Source organism: Vibrio ostreicida, from assembly GCF_013074385.2.
In the GTDB taxonomy this organism is placed as follows: Bacteria; Pseudomonadota; Gammaproteobacteria; order Enterobacterales; family Vibrionaceae; genus Vibrio; species Vibrio ostreicida.
The window spans coordinates 290,527-309,462 of record NZ_JABEYA020000002.1 but is presented as its reverse complement, the minus strand read 5'-3'; the positions used below and the strand labels follow the sequence as shown (position 1 = coordinate 309,462).

Sequence of the window (18,936 nt, the reverse complement as noted above, 5' to 3'; positions counted from 1 at the left end):
AGTGACTTAATCGGAAAGTAAGGGGTATTTTAAGTGAAAATTGACCACTTATACACCCCACGGTAAGGGTTTCTACTCTAGACCAAGCACCCGTTTAACTGGCCTAAAGCTTTTACGGTGTTGGGCTATCACTCCGTGACGTTCGATAGCCTCAAAATGGGCTTTGGTGGGATAGCCTTTGTGCTGTGCAAAACCATATTGAGGATGCAATATATCTAAACTTTCCATTTCCTGATCTCGTACGACTTTGGCCATGATCGAAGCCGCACTGATTTCAGCAACGCGTAAATCTCCTTTGACCACGGCTTGCGAATCCATCATCAACGTTGGACAACGATTGCCATCTATCAAGGCCAGATCAGGTTGAATAATCAACCCTTCAATCGCTCTTTGCATTGCTACCATGGTAGCTTGAAGAATATTGAGCTGATCAATTTCTTCAGGCGTACAGCGGCCAATAGACCATGCTAACGCTTTATTTTTAATTTCAGGAAATAACGCTAAGCGCTTTTTCTCAGATAATTTTTTGGAATCATTCAGCCCTTCAATCGGCTGATTAGGGTCCAAAATGACCGCGGCCGTCACAACGTCGCCGACTAAGGGGCCTCGACCCACTTCATCAACCCCCGCGACAAGGTGGTAGCCTTGAGGGTAGACAAATGGAGCAAATACCTGACTGCTATCTGTCATCAGTTCAATCTCGGCTAATCAGTTTAAGGACGGCATTCGCCGCCTGAGCATCCGCATCTTTTCGAATCCATTGATGCATTTCTGTAAAACGCTCGATCAGCGCCTTGTTAGACTCACTCAACATCGCATCCACTGCTGGCACCAGATATTCAGGAGAACATTGCTCTAGGATGAATTCCTTCACTAACGCCTCTCCTGCCAAAATATTCGGTAAGGCGACGAACTCAGTTATCGCCAATTTTTGCACCAGCCAACCTGTCAACCTGTTGACCTTATAGCCGACAACCATAGGCCGCTTTAGTAACATGCATTCCAGAGCCACCGTACCCGAAGCCAATAGTACCGCATCTGAGGCAGTAATGACATTTCGTGCGGTATCTTGAACGACAACAAAGTCAAGTTCAGGGGCCGTTTGCTGCCAAATTTCTTCAAACTGTTGTTTGCGCTTATCATTAACCGCGGCAACCACAAATCCAATCTCTGGGTGTCGTTTTTTGATCTCACGGCAGGTGTCAATGAATGGTTTGGCGATCAAACCGACTTCACCACCTCGACTCCCCGGCAATACGGCAAGCCACTGTTTGTCTTCGGCCAAATTAAGTTGTTTTCTTGCTTGAGCCTGATCCGGCTCTAGGGGTATCGCATCCGCAAGTGTGTGGCCTACAAACTCACACGCGACCTGATATTTATCGTAAAACGCCTTTTCAAATGGCAAGAAGGCCAATACTAAATCCGTTGCCGCATCAATTTTGAAGATACGTTTTGGCCTCCATGCCCAAACCGAAGGGCTGACATAATGAACGGTCTTGATCCCTGCGTTTTTAAGATCGAGTTCCAAACGCAAATTAAAGTCAGGGGCATCAATGCCCACAAAAACATCCGGCGGGTTATCGATAAAATAACGCAGTAGCTGGGCCTTCACTTTGAGCAGTCTTGGCAATCGCCCCAGAACTTCGACTAACCCCATAACCGCTAACTCTTCCATATCAAAAAGAGATTCACAGCCCTGTTCAATCATTTTCGGCCCACCAATGCCAACAAATTCGGCATTCGGGTAACGACGTTTCACCGCCTTGATGAACCCCTCTCCCAAGGTATCTCCCGACAGTTCACCCGCGATAATTCCAACTCGTAATGGCTTTTCCATTGCTGAACAACCTGTTTAGTTCATTGCTATAAAACGCAAAAAAGATCGCATTCTATGAGTGCGATCTTTTGTTGGTTCAAGATGTTAGATTAACGAATAACGCCACGTTCAGAGCTTTCAACAAAATCCAAAAAATGTTGAATCGAGGGCCATTGCTGTGACATTTCTTCGAGAACTTCTTTCGCTTCGGCTTGGGTTTTGCCTGCACGATAGAATTCTTTATAAGCGTTGCGCAAAGCACGAAGCTCCGCCTTGACGAAACCATTGCGCTGTAAACCCACCAAATTCAGCCCAAATGGTGTGGCATGATTGCCTTGTGCCAAAACATAGGGAGGCACATCCTTAACAACAGCAGAGCATCCACCAACGTAACTATAAGCACCAACTTTGCAAAATGGGTGTATTGCAGAAAGCGCCATAATCCCTGCATAATCCTCAACCGTGACATGACCACCTAGTATCGCATTATTTCCTAGGTGGGTATGGTTCCCTATAATAACATCATGAGCAATATGAGCATTGACGCACAACAAATTGTCATTACCAATAACCGTGGTGGCTTTATCCTGTGTCGTTCCTCGGTGGATCTGAACCGCTTCACGGATGACGTTGCGATCGCCGATGACGACTGTCGTGTCCTCACCCCCGTACTTTTTATCTTGGTTCTCTTCACCAATTACCGCATGCGGAAAAATACGATTATCTTCACCAATGGTTGTGTGACCTTTGATGACAACGTGCGACATGATTTCGGTCCCTTGACCAATATCAATCGTACCGGAGATATAAGTAAACGGCCCAACTGTTACATTTGCCGCGATGTTAACCTCACCTTCAATCACTGCTGATGGGTGAATCTGAGCCGTTTCATGAATCATATTAAAACTCTCGACGAGCACACTTTAGCTCTGCTGAACAAACCACTTCACCGTCGACTTTCGCCACACCATTAAAGGCAGCAATACCACGGCGCTCTTTTAAAAATTCGACTTCAATAACTAATTGGTCACCGGGAACAACGGGTTTACGGAATTTTGCTTTATCAACACTAGCAAAGTAATACAGTTCGTTGTCCGAAGGGGCACCAAAAGATCTAAACGCCAACAATCCTGTCGCTTGTGCCATCGCTTCAAGAATCAGAACTCCTGGAAAGACAGGGAGTTGAGGAAAATGACCTGTAAACTGAGGCTCATTCACTGAAACATTTTTTATCGCTGTTAGGTATTTCTCTTCTTGAAAATCAATCACGCGGTCAATTAGCAAAAATGGGTAGCGATGGGGTAACAATTCCTGAATTTCAGTGATGTTCATCGTCTTGTTTTCAGTAGTCAAGGTCTTGTTCCTATATTGAAGGCTTAAATAACTGGCCGCTATTATACCTGAGTCATCTCAATATGCTAAGCGCAAGTGCTGGCTTTACGTTAAAGTTGGCTCAGGCAAATTTCATAATAAATCAGAAAAAAAGACTCGCACTTTGCGAGCCTTTTCGAACAAAAATAACATCACTTGTTATCGTTGCTTTCCAGCTGTTTTTCTAAATTTTTCAATCGTTTATTCATCGCATCAATCCGATGAACACGAGCGGCTGTTTTTCTCCACTCTCTGTTAGGCTGCAAGGGCACCCCCGAAGAGTAAATACCTTTTTCGTCAATACCGCGCATGACCATGCCCATACCGGTAATGGTCACACCATCGGTAATTTCAATATGACCATTAACAACACAACCGCCGCCTAAAACGCAATATTTACCAATCTTAGTGCTGCCAGCAACGATGGTGCCACCCGCCATAGCCGTACCATATCCGATGTGTACGTTGTGAGCGATTTGAATTTGGTTGTCGATAATCACGTTATCTTCAATAATCGTGTCGTCGAGAGCACCGCGATCAATGGTAGTACATGCGCCTATCTCAACACGATTACCGATGCGCACTGAACCCAGCTGAGGAATTTTAATCCATTCACCTTTTTCATTCGCATAACCAAAGCCATCAGAACCAATCACTGTATTCGCTTGAATCAAACAGGATGAACCGATAGTAACATCATGGTAAACACTTACATTCGACCACAGTTTGGTGTTTTCACCAATCTGAACGTTTTTGCCAATAAAGCAGCCAGGACCTACCGCAACGTTGTCTGCTAGCTTAACGCAAGACTCAATCACAGCATTAGCACCAATCGCCACGTTTTTACCTATCACTGCATCGTCAGCAATAACGGCGTTCGGGGCGATCTCTTCAGCAGGTTTGGGCGTCGTATCCATGGCTTGCACGACACGAGCAAACGCGACGTAAGGGTCCGACACAACCAACGCATTGTTGCAACATAAATCTTTATGCTCCGCCTTCACCATAACAACGGTCGCCTGACAGTCAGATAAGTATTTCGCATACTTAGAATCGGACAAAAACGTCACATCGCCCAATTGCGCTTTGTCCATCGGCGCTACTTTGGAAATGACAGCACTCGCGTCACCCCAAAGTTCGCCACCTGTAATGCTTGCTAACTGCTCTAAAGTCAATGTGGTCATAATTACTATTTCAGTGCGTTAATTACTTTGTCAGAGATATTGTATTCAGGTTTACCGTACTGCATGGTTTGAATATCAACAATCATGTCATAGCCTTCTTTCTCAGCGACTGTCTTAACCGCGCCCTGAATCACTTTAAACAGCTTTTGTTTTTCCTCAATCTCTCGGCGCTGCTGTGCTTTCTCAAACGCTTGCCCTTTGAGCTTAAATTCGTTGTCCAACTGAGCAATCTCAATGCGCAGTTTTTCCTGATCTTCAGACGACATCAGTTCTTTATCACGGTTGAGCTTTTCAATTTTCGTTTTCGCTTCGGCCTGAATAGACTTTAGTTCACCCGCTTTATCTTTGAATTCTTCTTGCATTTTTTGCAGGACTACCTCGCGCTGAGGCAATGCCTGAAAAACTTGAGCGGTATTAATGTACCCAACTTTCTGCGCCGCCTCAGCAGCATTAGCAAAGAAAGAAGAAGTTAGTACAACTAGGCTCAAACCAGCCGATTTAATCATTTTATTCACATTATGTTCCTTTGGGTTTAGAAGGTTCTACCGATGGTGAAAGTAAAGAACTCCTCATCATCACCTTCGCTGATTTCAATAGGTTTCGCTACCGAGAAGACAAGCGGCCCCATCGGAGAGATCCACTGCAGTGCTGCGCCGTAAGACGCTCGATAGTTAGTCGGGTCCGAATAATCTTCATAATATCGTGAGTTATCGTAAGCAGCATTATGCACGAATTCAGTGTCCCAGACACTTGCAGCATCGACAAAGATACTGGTGCGAACCTGACTGCGGACTTCATCTGAGGCAAATGGCGTAGGAACAATCAGTTCCATACTGGCCAAAGCGATCGCGTTGCCCCCGACAGAGTCGTCAGACGCTGTCACACAACCGTTGTTTCCACAAGTTCCGTTATTGGTAGTGTACACCGCTTTAGGTCCCGCAGAGTTCGAGCTAAATCCACGCAAAGTGGTAAAGCCACCTGCATAGTAGTTTTCATAAAATGGGAATAGGTTGTCATTCCCATCCGTCTTACCATAGCCATTGCCATAGCCCAAACGACCACGCATTAGAAAGGTAAACTCATGCTTTTTGGTCAATGGAATATATTGTCTGACATCGTACTGGAGTTTAAAGTACTGAGCATCTGAGCTAGGAATTGTCGCCTTGGCAGACGCGCGTTGATAGTTACCTGCCGTTGGGAAGTACCCTCGGTTAAGGTTATTTCGCGTCCACGAGATATTCAAGTCAAAGTCATTGGTCATAATGTCGCCATCAGCTTGGCCAATACTTTGGGCAAATAATTTTGCCTGATCGTAAGTCGGGACATTACCAATTTTGTTGTGTGTGTAACCAATACCAAACTCAAGGTTATTAAGCTCGTTCACAGGGAATCCCCATGATAGGCTGGTTCCGTAACTTTCGTTGGTATAGTCGACGATGCCCGCTTCCGAAGCTTCGAAGGTATTGTAGAAGATTTTCCCTCCTAAACTCACCCCATCTAAATTCCAATAGGGGTCGCGATAATCAAGACTAATATTCTTCTGGTAATCATTCATCATCGCATTGATACCAACACGATTGCCTGAGCCTAAGAAGTTATCTTGCTGCAAACCGACTTGAAAGCTAATCCCTGATTCCGTGCCGTAACCAATACCAAAGTTAACATTGCCCGAGTTTGCTTCTTTGACATTGTAGACAAGGTCTACCTGATCGTCGCTGCCCGGAACACGCACTGTTTGCACATCCACAGTTTCAAAATACCCAAGTCGGTTCAGTCGACCTTTTCCTGTTTCGATAGATTTCGAATTCAGCCAGCTTCCTTCCATTTGGCGCATTTCACGACGCAGGACTTCGTCTTTTGTTGCGTTGTTACCAGTAAAACGAATATCACGAACGTAAATTCGTTTGCCGGCTTCAACATTGACGACCAAGGAAACTTCTTGTGTCTCATCATCAAACTCAGGAATAGTACGAACCTTTGGATAAGCATAACCTGCCTCTCCAAGTACACGTTTAACATTTTCTTCTAAGACTGTAACCAAAGAGCCACTGTATACCTGACCGCTTTCAAAAGGATCCAAGGCTTCAAACTCAGCTTCTTTGCCAATCAGTTCACCACGGAATTTGACGCCTTTGACTCGATAAGGTAACCCCTCAGACAAGCCAAGAGTAATGTAAACACCTTTTTTATCTGGGGAAACAGAGACTTGTGTCGAATCCACTTGAAATTTCAGATAACCTCTATCCAAATAATAGGATTTTAAAGCCTCAATATCGCCAGCCAATACCTGTTTCTGGTATTTATCATCCGAGAGAAAATTCCACCAAGCCACATCAACATTTAGATTGAATCGACTGACCAGCTCTTCGTTGCTGAAAACCTTATTACCAATAAAATTGATTTGCTGGATTTTCGCAGAGACACCCTCAGAAAAGACAAATTTGAGGTCTGAACGATTCCTTGGAAGTGGCGTAACTACCGCTTTTACTGTTGCGTTGTATTTGCCAACACTATAGTAAAAATCTTCCAGCCCTTTTTCGATATTAGATAAGGTGGTTCGATCAAGCGCTTCCCCAACCCGAATACCTGAAGCATCCAGATTTTGTTGTAATTGTTCTTCTTTAATTGCCTTATTGCCTGAAAACGAAATACTGGAAATCGTTGGTCGTTCTTTGACTTGAACAAGCAGCTGGTTTCCATCACGCAAGACTTTAATATCTTCGAAATTACCCGATGCGTAGAGCGCTTGTATAATATCAGAGATATCTTGACTATTTACTGAATCGCCAATACGAACGGGCATTTTCAGTAGAGCCGCCCCTAAAGCAACCCGTTGTAAACCATCAATCTGAATGTCTTCAACAACAAAGTTCTCGGCACCATTTGCCGCTACGCTGGTTGCCAATAGCGTTGCAAATAGAATTTTATTTATCGCCATGTTTGTTTTCGTTATTCCTTACTACAACCTTTGCTCAAGTTAGAGACGAGCAAAATCATTGAATATCGCCACTGCCATTAAAGAGAAAATAATTGCTCCGCCAATACGGTAGCCCATTTCCTGAATTCGTTCAGGTACTGGACGCCTGATCACGGCCTCAATAGCAAAAAACAATAAGTGTCCGCCATCCAACATAGGTAATGGCACTAGGTTAATGATCCCCAAGTTAACACTGATCAACGCTAGGAAACCAAGAAAATAAACCAGACCATAGTCTGCGGTCGTTCCTGCCCCCTTCGCAATTGAGATCGGCCCACTGAGGTTATTTAAGCCCACATCACCAACGATCAGCTTTTTCAACATGCTAGCCGTCAGATCAATAATTTGTCCTGTTTTTTCAACCGCTTTTCCAATAGATTCAATTACACCAAATTTTAAATCGAAGCGATAGTTATCCGGCCATTCTGCGACCTGCGGAGAGATTCCGGCAAAACCTATCACTTGCCCATCACCAAGTTCACGGCTATTCGGTCTCAAAACCATGGCCACGGTTTGACCAGAACGCTCGACGTTCAAATCAATATTCTGATTTGGATGAGCTTGAACGATCTCTACAATCTGCGCCCAACTCTTAATGACTTGCCCATTGACTTCAAGCAAATGATCCCCAGCCTTCAGCCCCGCCGCTTCCCCTGCCCCGCCTGATGAGACGTGAGCCAATTCAGTGAGTACTTCAGGTGTGTAGGGTTTAAAGCCCAAGGCTGACATAGCAGACTCGGTTTCTGGGTTAAAGCTCCAATCACTTAAATCCAACGTCTTAATTTGCTCTGAGCCTATGTTACCAGCTGGAGAGACTGTCATCGTTAATTGAGAGTCACCAATGTGTGAGATGAGCCCCATATTAACAGACTCCCAATCCGCTGTTTTGACGCCAGAGACGGCTTTTAGTTCCATCCCGGCTTCCAATCCAGCTTGAGAAGCAATAGATTGCGGAATCACATGCCCAACAACGGGCTTAACCGCAGGGATACCGATCAGAAATACGAGCCAATAAGCAAAGACCGCAAAGAGAAAGTTAAATACAGGTCCCGCAGCAACGATCGATGTTCTTTTCCACAGGGGCTGCCTATCAAACGCTTGGTTTTTGTACTCATCTGGGACATCATCGACTCGTCCATCGAGCATTTTTACATAGCCGCCTAAAGGAATAACGGAAAGGCTATATTCAGTGCCATCACGGCCGATTTTACTCCAGATTGATTTACCAAAGCCAACGGAAAACTTCTCGACTTTTACGCCGCATCGCCTAGCGACCCAAAAATGACCGAACTCATGCACAGCCACCAAAATACCTAACGCGATAATAAAAGACGCGAAGTTCCATAAAATGCCAGTCATAACGCACGCTCTTTAATAATGTGTCCTGCGAATTCTCGCGACATTCTATCTAGCTCTAAGATGCTTTCCAAGCTATCACATTGAGAATCACGATGATCAGAGCAAACTTTTTCAACCGCTTTCTCATTAACCACTGCAATATCAGTGAATGACAGCCTGCGACGAAGAAACGCATCCACCGCCATTTCATTCACCGCGTTCAATGCTGTCGTTGCGTGCTGCCCCTGATAGCAAGCCTCAATGGCAAGTTTTAAGCAAGGATAGCGTTGGTAATCAGGTTCTAAGAAGGTCAGTTGGCCAACTTTGGTAAAATCCAATGCTGGTACTCCTGCCGCAATCCTCTCTGGGTAAGAAAGCGTCAGCGCAATGGGCGTCGCCATATCTGGCTGCCCCATCTGGGCCAGTACGGAGCCATCTTTGTACTGAACCATTGAATGGACAACCGATTGGGGATGAATCAAGACTTTCAACTGTTCTCGCACCGTGTTAAACAGCCACTTTGCTTCAATGTACTCCAAACCTTTGTTCATCATAGTCGCCGAATCAACTGAAATTTTCGGCCCCATCGACCAGTTAGGGTGTGCCACGGCTTGCTCTGGAGTGACGGTGGCTAAAGTACTGAGATCGCTGTAGCGAAAAGGACCGCCCGAGCCCGTCAGTAGAATATGATCAATACCTTGCTGATCAAGGTCACAATGGCCAAGGTTAGTTTGAATATTATCGGGTAAGCACTGGAAGATAGCGTTGTGCTCACTATCGACAGGCATAAGCTCTGCACCGTGTTCTTTTGCGGCATCCATGAGCAATTGACCCGACATGACTAAGGCTTCTTTATTGGCCAAAAGAACCCTTTTTCCTGCCTTGACGGCCGCCATAGTAGGCAACAACCCTGCCGCCCCGACAATCGCCGCCATCACAGTGTCTACCTCATCCATTGAAGAAACAAGACACATCGCGTCCTGCCCCGCTAAGACCTCGGTATTTAACTTTAATTGTTGCAACTGTGTTTTTAACTTAAGCGCGGTGTTCTCATCAGACATGACAGCATACTTAGGTTGCCATTTTTGACAAAGCTGACGCATTTTATCCACGTTATAGCCCGCAACGAGGGCAACCACAGAAAACTGCTGAGGATTCTGTTCAATAACTTTAAAAGTGCTTTCACCAATCGATCCGGTGGCACCTAAAATTGTCAACTTACGCATAGTGAAGAACCCGTAAATGTGAGGCCGTCATCGACTACCTTAAAGAATTAAAAAATAAAGTATAGAAGCGCAAAGACGGGGAATGCTGCGGTCAAGCTGTCAATCCGATCGAGAACACCACCATGGCCTGGCAAAATATTACTGCTGTCTTTTATGCCAGACACACGTTTGAACATACTCTCAACCAAGTCACCAAGAACTGAGATGATCACTGTAATTAAAGTGATGATAACCATAGCGGTAAAACTACTGAATTTTATTTCGAACCAATTGGCGGCACACCAGGCGACAGCGGTGGCTGTTATCATCCCGCCGACAAGACCTTCAATCGTTTTATTTGGGCTAACATGAGGCGCCATTTTACGTTTACCAAAAGTCTTACCTGCGAAATAAGCACCACTATCGGCGGCCCAGACAATCAAACAGACAAACAGTACCAGTTTTGAACCGTGGTAAGCGTCTTGTTCTATCCCTTTTGCCCTGAGAAGTAACACACTCCAGAAAAAGGGCAATAAGGTTAACATACCAAAAAGATGGCGAAGTACATTGGAATGTGTCCACCATTGAGCAGAGGTCGGGTAAGTAATCGCTAAACTACTTGAGGCCAACCACCACAGCACACCCGCAATCAAGAGAGCAAAATGTGTTTGTGTCACCATATTCAAGCTCAGAGCATCAAAGGGGATCAAAGCTAAGGTCAGTGAACTCACCAGAACACCTGGGATCAACGCAATCCATCGGGATTTGTGGTCAACAAACTGAGTCCACTCCCAGAATCCAATTAGCGTTACGGCAGCAACAGCAAGAATAAATAAGGGAAGAGGCAACTCGAGAATACCCAATATGACTAAAGGAGCGAGGATAAGCGCTGTTATAATTCTTTGTTTCAAACTTGGGTCCTTTGGTCACTTTGCAATAAAGCTTTGACTTGTTCGCCGGTGCAACCGAATCGTCTTTCTCGATTGACAAACCAAGTCACCGCTTCCACTAAGCTATCTTCGTCAAATTCAGGCCAGTAAACGGGGGTAAAGTACATTTCTGCGTAAGCCATTTGCCACAGCATAAAGTTGCTAATACGGCACTCTCCACTGGTGCGAATCAAGAGCTCGACTTCTGGTAAATCGGACATGGTTAAGTGTTGAGTGAGCATGGACTCATCCACCTGTTCAGCGCGAAGTTCACCGCTTTCTACTTTCGAGGCAATCTTTTTTGTGGCTTCGACAATATCCCATTTTCCACCATAGTTAGCCGCTATGTTGATGACCATCCCAGTGTTGTCTGCGGTTAGGGCTTCAGCCTGAGCAATTTTCTTTTGCAGACTATCACTAAAGCGGCTTGTATCGCCAATGACTCTCAGCCGAAGGTTGTTCCTATGCAGTTTTTTTACTTCGTTTGATAAAACCGTAATAAACAGTCCCATCAGCATACCCACCTCTTCTTCCGGACGCTGCCAGTTTTCACTACTGAAAGCAAAGAGTGTGACCGCTTGAATCCCAAGTTTCGCTGAGGAGGAGATGACTTTTTTGACCGCGGCTACGCCGCTTTTATGACCAAATACACGTGGTTTACCCTGTGATTTTGCCCAACGGCCATTGCCGTCCATGATGATTGCAATATGCTTTGGCAGTAGTTCTGGGGAGAGTTGAAAGTTTTGCATACAAGGATTAATGATTACCAGCAAGGGTCAAAGATTAGCATAAAAAACGCTGTACCGTGAGCACAGCGTCTCTAATTTCAGAAGCGAATCGACTTAAACTTCCATCAATTCTTTTTCTTTTGATGCTAGAGTCTCATCGACTTTCTTCACCGCGGCATCCGTCAGTTTTTGAATTTCGTCTTGAGCTTTACGATCTTCATCTTCCGAAATGTCTTTGTCTTTAAGCAGACCTTTTAAATCACCATTAGCATCACGGCGAATATTACGAATCGCAACCCGACTCCCTTCCGCTTCACCACGGACAATCTTCACTAAATCCTTACGGCGCTCTTCTGTTAATGGCGGAAGAGGAACTCGGATGATAGTGCCAGCAGACATTGGGTTAAGACCCAAGTCTGACGTCATAATGGCTTTTTCAACTTTTTGAGTCAGTTCTTTGTCAAATACCGTAATCGCTAATGTTCTGGCATCTTCTGCCACAACGTTTGCTACTTGGTTAAGCGGCGTTGGAGCACCGTAATACTCTACAGAGATACCTGACAATAAACTTGGGTGCGCACGCCCAGTACGTACTTTAGAAAGGTTGTTTTTGAGCGCTTCTACGCTTTTTTCCATACGCTCTTGAGCGTCTTGTTTGATTTCGTCAATCACAATATCACCTTGATATGTCGTTCTTTTTCAGAAGATCGCCTTGTTAGGCACCTTCAAAAGGCAATACCATAGCAGGACTATCCGGCTATGGTGGAAATTATTCAGCAGAGCTAATTAGCGTACCTTCAGCTTCACCCATGACCACGCGACGCAAGGCACCTGGTTTATTCATGTTAAATACTCGGATTGGCATTTTGTGATCACGAGCAAGTGTAAATGCTGCCAAATCCATCACTTTCAGTTCTTTATCAAGAACTTCTGCGTAACTCAACTTATCATACAACTCTGCGTCTGGGTTGGCTACTGGGTCAGACGTAAATACACCATCAACTTTGGTGGCTTTGAGAACCACGTCTGCTTCAATTTCGATACCACGCAGGCAAGCAGCTGAATCCGTCGTAAAGAAGGGATTGCCTGTTCCCGCTGAAAAAATCACTACGCGACCTTGACGCAGCTCACGAATTGCGTCGGCCCAATTATAGTCGTCACATACGCCTTTTAGAGGGATTGCAGACATCACACGCGCATTGACATAAGCTCGGTGCAGTGCATCTCGCATCGCTAAACCGTTCATCACCGTGGCGAGCATACCCATATGATCGCCAACAACACGGTTCATTCCCGCTTCAGCGAGTCCAGCACCGCGAAACAAGTTACCTCCGCCGATAACCACACCAACCTGAACGCCCAGTTCAACCAGTTCTTTTACTTCTTGTCCCATACGATCAAGGACCGTAGGATCAATACCAAAACCTTCTTCGCCTTGAAGTGCTTCACCACTTAATTTTAACAGAATACGTTGATATGCGGGTTTAGGGTTCGTAGTCATGGAGTTTTCCTTCCGAAAGAAGTTGTCGATTAACAGTCACAGATAGAGACTTATCATACTCAAATCCGTATCAATTACCGCTCATCATTATATCATCAGTCGTAAAAAGACCGCAGCCTTGGCTACGGTCTAAACATTATTCGCGTCTCTAAGGATTAACCTTTTTGAGCCGCTGCAACTTCATCAGCAAAGCTCATTTCTTCGCCTTTATCGATACCTTCACCGACTTCTAGACGAACAAATGTAGAGACAGAAGCCCCGCGCTCTTTTAGGATCTCACCTACAGATTTTTTCGGTTCCATAACGAATGCTTGACCAGTCAACGAGATTTCACCCGTGAACTTCTTCATGCGGCCAACAACCATTTTTTCTGCAATTTCAGCTGGTTTGCCTTCGTTCATTGCGATTTCAACTTGAACCGCTTTTTCTTTTTCCACAACATCCGCTGGGACGTCTTCTGGGTTTAGGTAGTCAGGCTGAGAAGCCGCTACGTGCATCGCTACGTGCTTCAGCGTTTCAGTCTCACCTTCACCAGCAACAACAACACCAATCTTCTCACCGTGACGGTAAGATGCGATAACAGCGCCTTCAACGTACTGAACACGACGGATGTTGATGTTTTCGCCAATTTTAGCCACTAGCTCAACGCGAGTAACTTCAAATTTTTCTTGCAACGCTTCAACGCTTGCTTTCGTGGCTAGAGCTTCAAGGGCTACTTTCTCAGCAAAGGCTGTGAAGTTAGCATCTTTAGCAACGAAATCAGTTTGGCAGTTAACCTCAAGAAGAACCGCGACACCCGCTTCTTCTTTGATAATAATTGCGCCTTCAGCAGCAATATTGCCGGCTTTCTTAGCCGCTTTTGCCGCGCCTGATTTACGCATATTTTCAATCGCTACTTCGATGTCGCCATCCGTTTCAACAAGCGCTTTCTTACATTCCATCATGCCTGCGCCAGTACGGTCGCGCAGTTCTTTAACTAGAGCAGCAGTCACAGCCATTCTCTATTCCTCAGTTTATTCTGGATTGGGTAAAAAACAGGGGCCTCTATATTTGGCCCCTGCTGATAACTATAACTTAGCCTATGCGACAATGAGATTACGCACGGTTAAGTTCGACAAGGAGCCGCTATTATTCAGCTTCTACGAAACCGTCTTTTTCAGCCGCGATAGCAACATCTTTGTTACGACCTTCGGTAACTGCAGAACCTGCAGCGTTCAGGTATAACTGCACTGCACGGATCGCGTCATCGTTACCTGGGATAATAAAGTCAACACCATCTGGGTTAGAGTTAGTATCAACAACAGCGTAAACTGGGATGCCTAGGTTGTTCGCTTCTTTCACTGCGATGTGCTCGTGGTCCGCATCGATAACGAATAGCGCATCTGGAAGACCGCCCATATCTTTGATACCACCAAGAGACTTCTCTAGCTTCTCCATTTCACGAGTACGCATTAGAGCTTCTTTCTTAGTAAGCTTATCAAAAGTACCGTCTTGAGATTGGCTTTCTAGCTCTTTTAGACGCTTGATTGACTGACGAACTGTTTTATAGTTCGTTAGCATACCACCTAACCAGCGGTTGTTAACGTAGAACTGGTTGCTCGCGATAGCCGCTTCTTTAACAGCTTCAGAGGCTGCGCGCTTAGTACCTACAAAAAGAACTTTACCTTTCTTCTCACCAACTTTTGCTAGCTCAGCTAGAGCGTCGTTGAACATGGGTACAGTTTTTTCTAGGTTAATGATATGAACTTTGTTACGAGCGCCAAAGATGAATGGTTTCATTTTTGGGTTCCAGTAACGAGTCTGGTGACCAAAGTGAACACCAGCTTTAAGCATATCGCGCATTGATACAGTTGCCATTTTAAAATCCTCTATGGGGTTAGGCCTCCACACTCCCCATAATTCCGACCAGGTCTTAGCCCAGCACCCCGGAATATGTGACGGAATGTGTGTGATTTAAAGATAAAGTTTATTGGACGCCGCCCGCTTCGCCAAATTGGAGAGAACTGACAGCATTTCCGGCGCGCTTTATATCATATTATTGCCCTATATGGCTAGTAAAAAAATGGTAATACGCAAGCTCATTGAATCTCAATCACCCCTTTTACGTATACAAGGATGCAGGAAGAATCATTCTCATTATGTTCGCTTCCTGCTAGAATGCGCTCAATTGCACCGTCAAGTGCCCATGAATGAAATAGAGAAAACCGATGTCAATCAAGATCAAAACAGCTGAAGAAATCGAACGTATGCGCATAGCGGGCGCGTTGGCCGCTGAAATCCTGGAGATGATCGAACCTCATATCAAAGAAGGTGTGACCACAGATGAACTCAATCAAATCTGTCACAACTACGGAATAGAAAAAGGGGCCTACTCCGCTCCACTTGATTATCATGGCTTCCCGAAATCGATATGCACTTCAATTAATCATATTGTTTGTCATGGTATTCCAGCTTCCGAGGACGAGATTGGCAGTAATGGTCAAGCCAAACCCGCGATTCTGAGAAATGGCGACATCATCAATGTTGATATCACTGTGATCGTACCTAACGATCCAGAGGCCGACTTAAGTGTGCGTCCAGAGGGTTACCATGGCGATACGTCTAAGATGTTCTTCGTCGGAGAAGTATCGCCTGCGGACAAACGTCTGTGCATGGTGACACAAGAAGCGCTTTATGTCGGTATGCGTAAGGTCAAACCCGGCGCAACCGTTGGAGATATTGGAACCGCGATTGAAAAATACATAAAGGACAATAACAAAAAGAATCCACGCAACAAATTTTCTATCGTTAAAGATTTCTGTGGACATGGCATTGGCAATGAGTTTCATGAAGAGCCACAGATCGTCCATTACAAAAACAATGATCGCCGTGTGTTGACAGAAGGAATGTGCTTCACTATCGAGCCGATGATTAACGCAGGTAAGTTTGGCGTATCTGTCGACGCCGAGGATGACTGGACTGTCTATACTGGAGACGGCAAAAAATCCGCTCAGTACGAACACACTATTTTGGTGACAGCGACAGGTTGTGAAGTCATGACAATACGAAGCGACGACAACATACCGAAAATAATGAACAATCTCTAATCACGCTATACTTTATGAATATCCTCGCTTAGCGGGGATATTTTTTTATCGGTATTATTTTGCTAAATTGATACGACATGGATTTTTTGCAAGGAATTGCAGTATGCTCTTTCAGTCTCCTTTAACCTTTGCTGACGAGCAAATTTCAATCAATGAACTCAAGTCCCAGCTCGAGGATTTCGCTCGTTATCAGAAGGAAGCCTTTCTCAAACAACAACCGGTGACTGAATTGGTCCTTGGCCGTTCAGATTATGTCGATCTATTGCTCAATCGTTTGTGGCAACATTTTGAATTTTCACACTTACCTAACATCAGTTTGGTTGCCGTTGGTGGCTACGGACGTGGCGAACTACACCCCCTATCGGACATCGATATTTTGGTGGTTTCTCGGCATTCTCTATCGACGACACTCGCGGGTAAAGTCAGTAATTTCATCACCCTTTTGTGGGATTTGAAACTCGAAATTGGCCATGCCGTTCGTACCGTTGAAGAGTGCACTGCACTGGGCCGCGAAGATCTCTCCGTTGCCACTAATCTCCAAGAAGCACGCTTACTTTGCGGCTGTGAAGCGACATTCCAAAAACTGCGACAAGAAATTGATTCTCCCGAATTCTGGCCTAGCAATACCTTCTATCCAGCGAAAGTCCGTGAGCAACGTGAACGCCACGCAAGATACCATGATACTACCTATAATCTCGAACCTGATATCAAATCCACACCCGGTGGTTTGCGCGATATTCATACGTTAAGCTGGGTAGCACGTCGTCATTTCGGCGCAACCTCGTTACTTGAAATGAGTAAATATGGTTTCCTGACCGATGCAGAATACCGAGAATTGGTCGAATGTCAGGACTACCTTTGGCGTGTCCGCTTTGCCCTGCACCTCCAACTGAAAAGATACGACAACCGCCTGACGTTTGCCCACCAAGCTCAAGTTGCTCAATGCCTCGGTTTTGAGGGAGAAGGTAACCGTGGTGTAGAAATGATGATGAAGGAATTTTATCGGACGCTACGGCGAGTTGCGGAGCTCAATAAAATGCTACTAAAGCTCTTCGATCAGGCAATTTTAAATAATGGGTTGGAGTGTGAGCCACTGCCGCTGAGCGACGACTTTCAGCGCAGAGGCCATCTGATAGAAGCACGCAAACCGGCCTTATTCCAGTCCAGACCGGAAACGATCCTCGACATGTTCATCCATATAGCGAATGATTCTAGTATCGAAGGCGTCGCTCCACCCACCTTGAGGCAATTGCGCAGTGCACGTCGGCGCCTCAACAAGTTTCTTCATACTATTCCCAAAGCACGAGAAACATTTATTAAACTTTGCCGCCACCCTAATGCTTTGCACAAGGCGTTTCGTTTAATGCATCGGCTTGGTGTTCTGGCGGCCTACTTACCACAGTGGAGCCAAATCGTGGGTCAGATGCAGTTCGATTTGTTCCATGTCTACACGGTCGATGAACACAGCGTTCGTTTATTAAATCACATACATACCTTTAGCAATCCCAAAAATCACGAAAAGCATCCGATATGTTGTGAAGTCTATCCTAGGATTCAGAAAAAGGAACTGCTGATACTTGCTGCTATTTTTCACGATATCGGCAAAGGCCGCGGTGGTGATCACTCGATGATTGGCGAAGTTGAAGCGTACCAGTTCTGCATGGAGCATGGCTTATCCAAACCCGAGGCAAAACTGGTCGCTTGGCTGGTCAGACACCATCTTCTCATGTCTATAACCGCTCAACGGCGTGATATCTATGATCCTGAGGTGATCACAGAGTTCGCCAAGAAGGTACGTGATGAAGAGTACCTCGAATATTTAGTGTGTCTGACGGTCGCCGATATTTGCGCCACTAACCCAGAGCTTTGGAATAGTTGGAAACGAACGCTATTGGCAGAACTGTTTTATTCGACACAAAGAGCACTGCGACGCGGACTTGAAAATCCTGTCGATGTCCGAGATCGTATACGGCACAACCAACAACTGGCTACTGCTTTACTGCGTAAAGAAGGCTTTAGTACACAACAAATTCACCTTCTCTGGCAGAGATTCAAAGCCGACTATTTTCTGCGCCACACACACAAACAGATTGCTTGGCATTGCACTCACCTTCTGCGTCATCAAGACCACTCTAAGCCACTTATCCTGATCTCAAAAAATGCCACCCGTGGTGGGACCGAAGTTTTCGTGTACAGCCGAGATCAACATGCTTTGTTTGCTACTGTCGTCGCAGAGCTAGACAGACGCAATCTCAACGTTCATGACGCTCAAGTCATGATCAGCAAAGATGGCTTTGTACTTGATACCTTTATTGTCTTAGACCAACATGGGGACGTCATTGATCAAGGGCGCCATAAAGCCGTAATAAAGCACCTTATCCATGTACTGCAAGATGGCCGCCCAACCAAAATAAAGACACGACGAATCCCTACGAACTTAAAACATTTCAAAGTAAAAACACGCGTAGATTTCTTACCAACTAAAGGTAAAAAGCGTACCTTATTAGAGCTGGTCGCGCTTGATACCCCCGGCTTACTTGCTATCGTTGGCGCCACTTTTTCTGACATGGGCTTGCATCTTCATGGGGCAAAAATCACCACAATAGGGGAACGTGCTGAAGATTTATTTATCATTACAGGTGTTCACGGCGGCAAGCTAACTCCAGAGCAAGAAAGCGGTTTAAGCGAACGTTTGATAGCCAATGTCGCTAAATTAGCGCCGTAAGCGATCTAGCCCACAAGTTACTAAGGTGGCCCGAAAATCGACTATCTACAATGCTTATGGGCTGCTAAATTATAGT

The 18,936-nt window shown here is 45.3% G+C and carries 17 protein-coding genes; 2 read left to right on the top strand and 15 right to left on the bottom strand.

The window, feature by feature from the left end; genetic code table 11:
• Window positions 1–72: 72 nt before the first annotated feature.
• The 15 genes from rnhB to rpsB all read right to left on the bottom strand — a co-directional run bounded on the left by rnhB (window position 73) and on the right by rpsB (window position 14,906).
• Window positions 73–690, bottom strand: coding sequence for a ribonuclease HII (rnhB, locus tag HLM86_RS05085; RefSeq protein WP_076586509.1), 618 nt, complete (start codon window positions 688–690; stop codon window positions 73–75).
• Window positions 691–694: 4 nt separating this feature from the next.
• Entirely contained in the window at window positions 695–1,837 is a 1,143-nt protein-coding gene (gene lpxB / locus HLM86_RS05080; RefSeq protein WP_170882349.1) for a lipid-A-disaccharide synthase, read from the bottom strand.
• A gap of 89 nt (window positions 1,838–1,926) precedes the next feature.
• Window positions 1,927–2,715: an acyl-ACP--UDP-N-acetylglucosamine O-acyltransferase gene (gene lpxA, locus HLM86_RS05075; protein WP_076586506.1), complete on the bottom strand. Its 789-nt coding sequence runs from the start codon at window positions 2,713–2,715 to the stop codon at window positions 1,927–1,929.
• Window position 2,716: 1 nt separating this feature from the next.
• Window positions 2,717–3,169 carry a 3-hydroxyacyl-ACP dehydratase FabZ gene (gene fabZ / locus HLM86_RS05070; protein WP_076586504.1) on the bottom strand — a complete coding sequence of 151 codons (453 nt, stop codon included), beginning with the start codon at window positions 3,167–3,169 and terminating at the stop codon, window positions 2,717–2,719.
• A 170-nt stretch (window positions 3,170–3,339) separates the two neighbouring features.
• Window positions 3,340–4,371, bottom strand: coding sequence for a UDP-3-O-(3-hydroxymyristoyl)glucosamine N-acyltransferase (lpxD, locus tag HLM86_RS05065; protein ID WP_170882348.1), 1,032 nt, complete (start codon window positions 4,369–4,371; stop codon window positions 3,340–3,342).
• A 5-nt stretch (window positions 4,372–4,376) separates the two neighbouring features.
• Window positions 4,377–4,877: an OmpH/Skp family outer membrane protein gene (locus HLM86_RS05060; RefSeq protein WP_076586782.1), complete on the bottom strand. Its 501-nt coding sequence runs from the start codon at window positions 4,875–4,877 to the stop codon at window positions 4,377–4,379.
• Window positions 4,878–4,903: 26 nt separating this feature from the next.
• Complete coding sequence (gene bamA, locus HLM86_RS05055; protein ID WP_076586499.1) at window positions 4,904–7,309, bottom strand: outer membrane protein assembly factor BamA; 2,406 nt, start codon at window positions 7,307–7,309, stop codon at window positions 4,904–4,906.
• Window positions 7,310–7,348: 39 nt separating this feature from the next.
• On the bottom strand, window positions 7,349–8,707 hold the full coding sequence (gene rseP, locus HLM86_RS05050; RefSeq protein ID WP_076586497.1) for a sigma E protease regulator RseP: 1,359 nt from the start codon (window positions 8,705–8,707) through the stop codon (window positions 7,349–7,351).
• Entirely contained in the window at window positions 8,704–9,912 is a 1,209-nt protein-coding gene (ispC, locus tag HLM86_RS05045; RefSeq protein ID WP_170882347.1) for a 1-deoxy-D-xylulose-5-phosphate reductoisomerase, read from the bottom strand. Before ispC ends, rseP begins: the two co-directional genes overlap by 4 nt.
• A gap of 47 nt (window positions 9,913–9,959) precedes the next feature.
• Window positions 9,960–10,802, bottom strand: a complete 843-nt coding sequence (locus HLM86_RS05040) for a phosphatidate cytidylyltransferase (protein ID WP_170882346.1) — start codon at window positions 10,800–10,802, stop codon at window positions 9,960–9,962.
• Window positions 10,799–11,569, bottom strand: a complete 771-nt coding sequence (gene uppS / locus HLM86_RS05035; RefSeq protein WP_076586491.1) for a polyprenyl diphosphate synthase — start codon at window positions 11,567–11,569, stop codon at window positions 10,799–10,801. The genes HLM86_RS05040 and uppS overlap by 4 nt, the downstream gene beginning before the upstream one ends.
• 93 nt (window positions 11,570–11,662) lie before the next feature.
• The gene (frr, locus tag HLM86_RS05030) at window positions 11,663–12,220 is read right to left on the bottom strand and encodes a ribosome recycling factor (protein ID WP_076586488.1); all 558 of its coding nucleotides are present in this window, start codon (window positions 12,218–12,220) and stop codon (window positions 11,663–11,665) included.
• A gap of 97 nt (window positions 12,221–12,317) precedes the next feature.
• Window positions 12,318–13,049 (bottom strand): UMP kinase, encoded by a 732-nt coding sequence (gene pyrH, locus HLM86_RS05025; protein ID WP_076586486.1) that lies wholly within the window; start codon window positions 13,047–13,049, stop codon window positions 12,318–12,320.
• A gap of 155 nt (window positions 13,050–13,204) precedes the next feature.
• On the bottom strand, window positions 13,205–14,047 hold the full coding sequence (gene tsf, locus HLM86_RS05020; protein WP_076586484.1) for a translation elongation factor Ts: 843 nt from the start codon (window positions 14,045–14,047) through the stop codon (window positions 13,205–13,207).
• A gap of 130 nt (window positions 14,048–14,177) precedes the next feature.
• Window positions 14,178–14,906 carry a 30S ribosomal protein S2 gene (rpsB, locus tag HLM86_RS05015; protein ID WP_076586482.1) on the bottom strand — a complete coding sequence of 243 codons (729 nt, stop codon included), beginning with the start codon at window positions 14,904–14,906 and terminating at the stop codon, window positions 14,178–14,180.
• A 350-nt stretch (window positions 14,907–15,256) separates the two neighbouring features.
• Here rpsB and map point away from each other — a divergent pair, with 350 nt between their 5' ends.
• Both map and glnD read left to right on the top strand, forming a co-directional pair.
• Window positions 15,257–16,135: a type I methionyl aminopeptidase gene (gene map / locus HLM86_RS05010; RefSeq protein ID WP_076586480.1), complete on the top strand. Its 879-nt coding sequence runs from the start codon at window positions 15,257–15,259 to the stop codon at window positions 16,133–16,135.
• Between the two features lie 103 nt (window positions 16,136–16,238).
• Window positions 16,239–18,860, top strand: coding sequence for a bifunctional uridylyltransferase/uridylyl-removing protein GlnD (gene glnD, locus HLM86_RS05005; protein ID WP_170882345.1), 2,622 nt, complete (start codon window positions 16,239–16,241; stop codon window positions 18,858–18,860).
• Window positions 18,861–18,936: the final 76 nt, after the last annotated feature.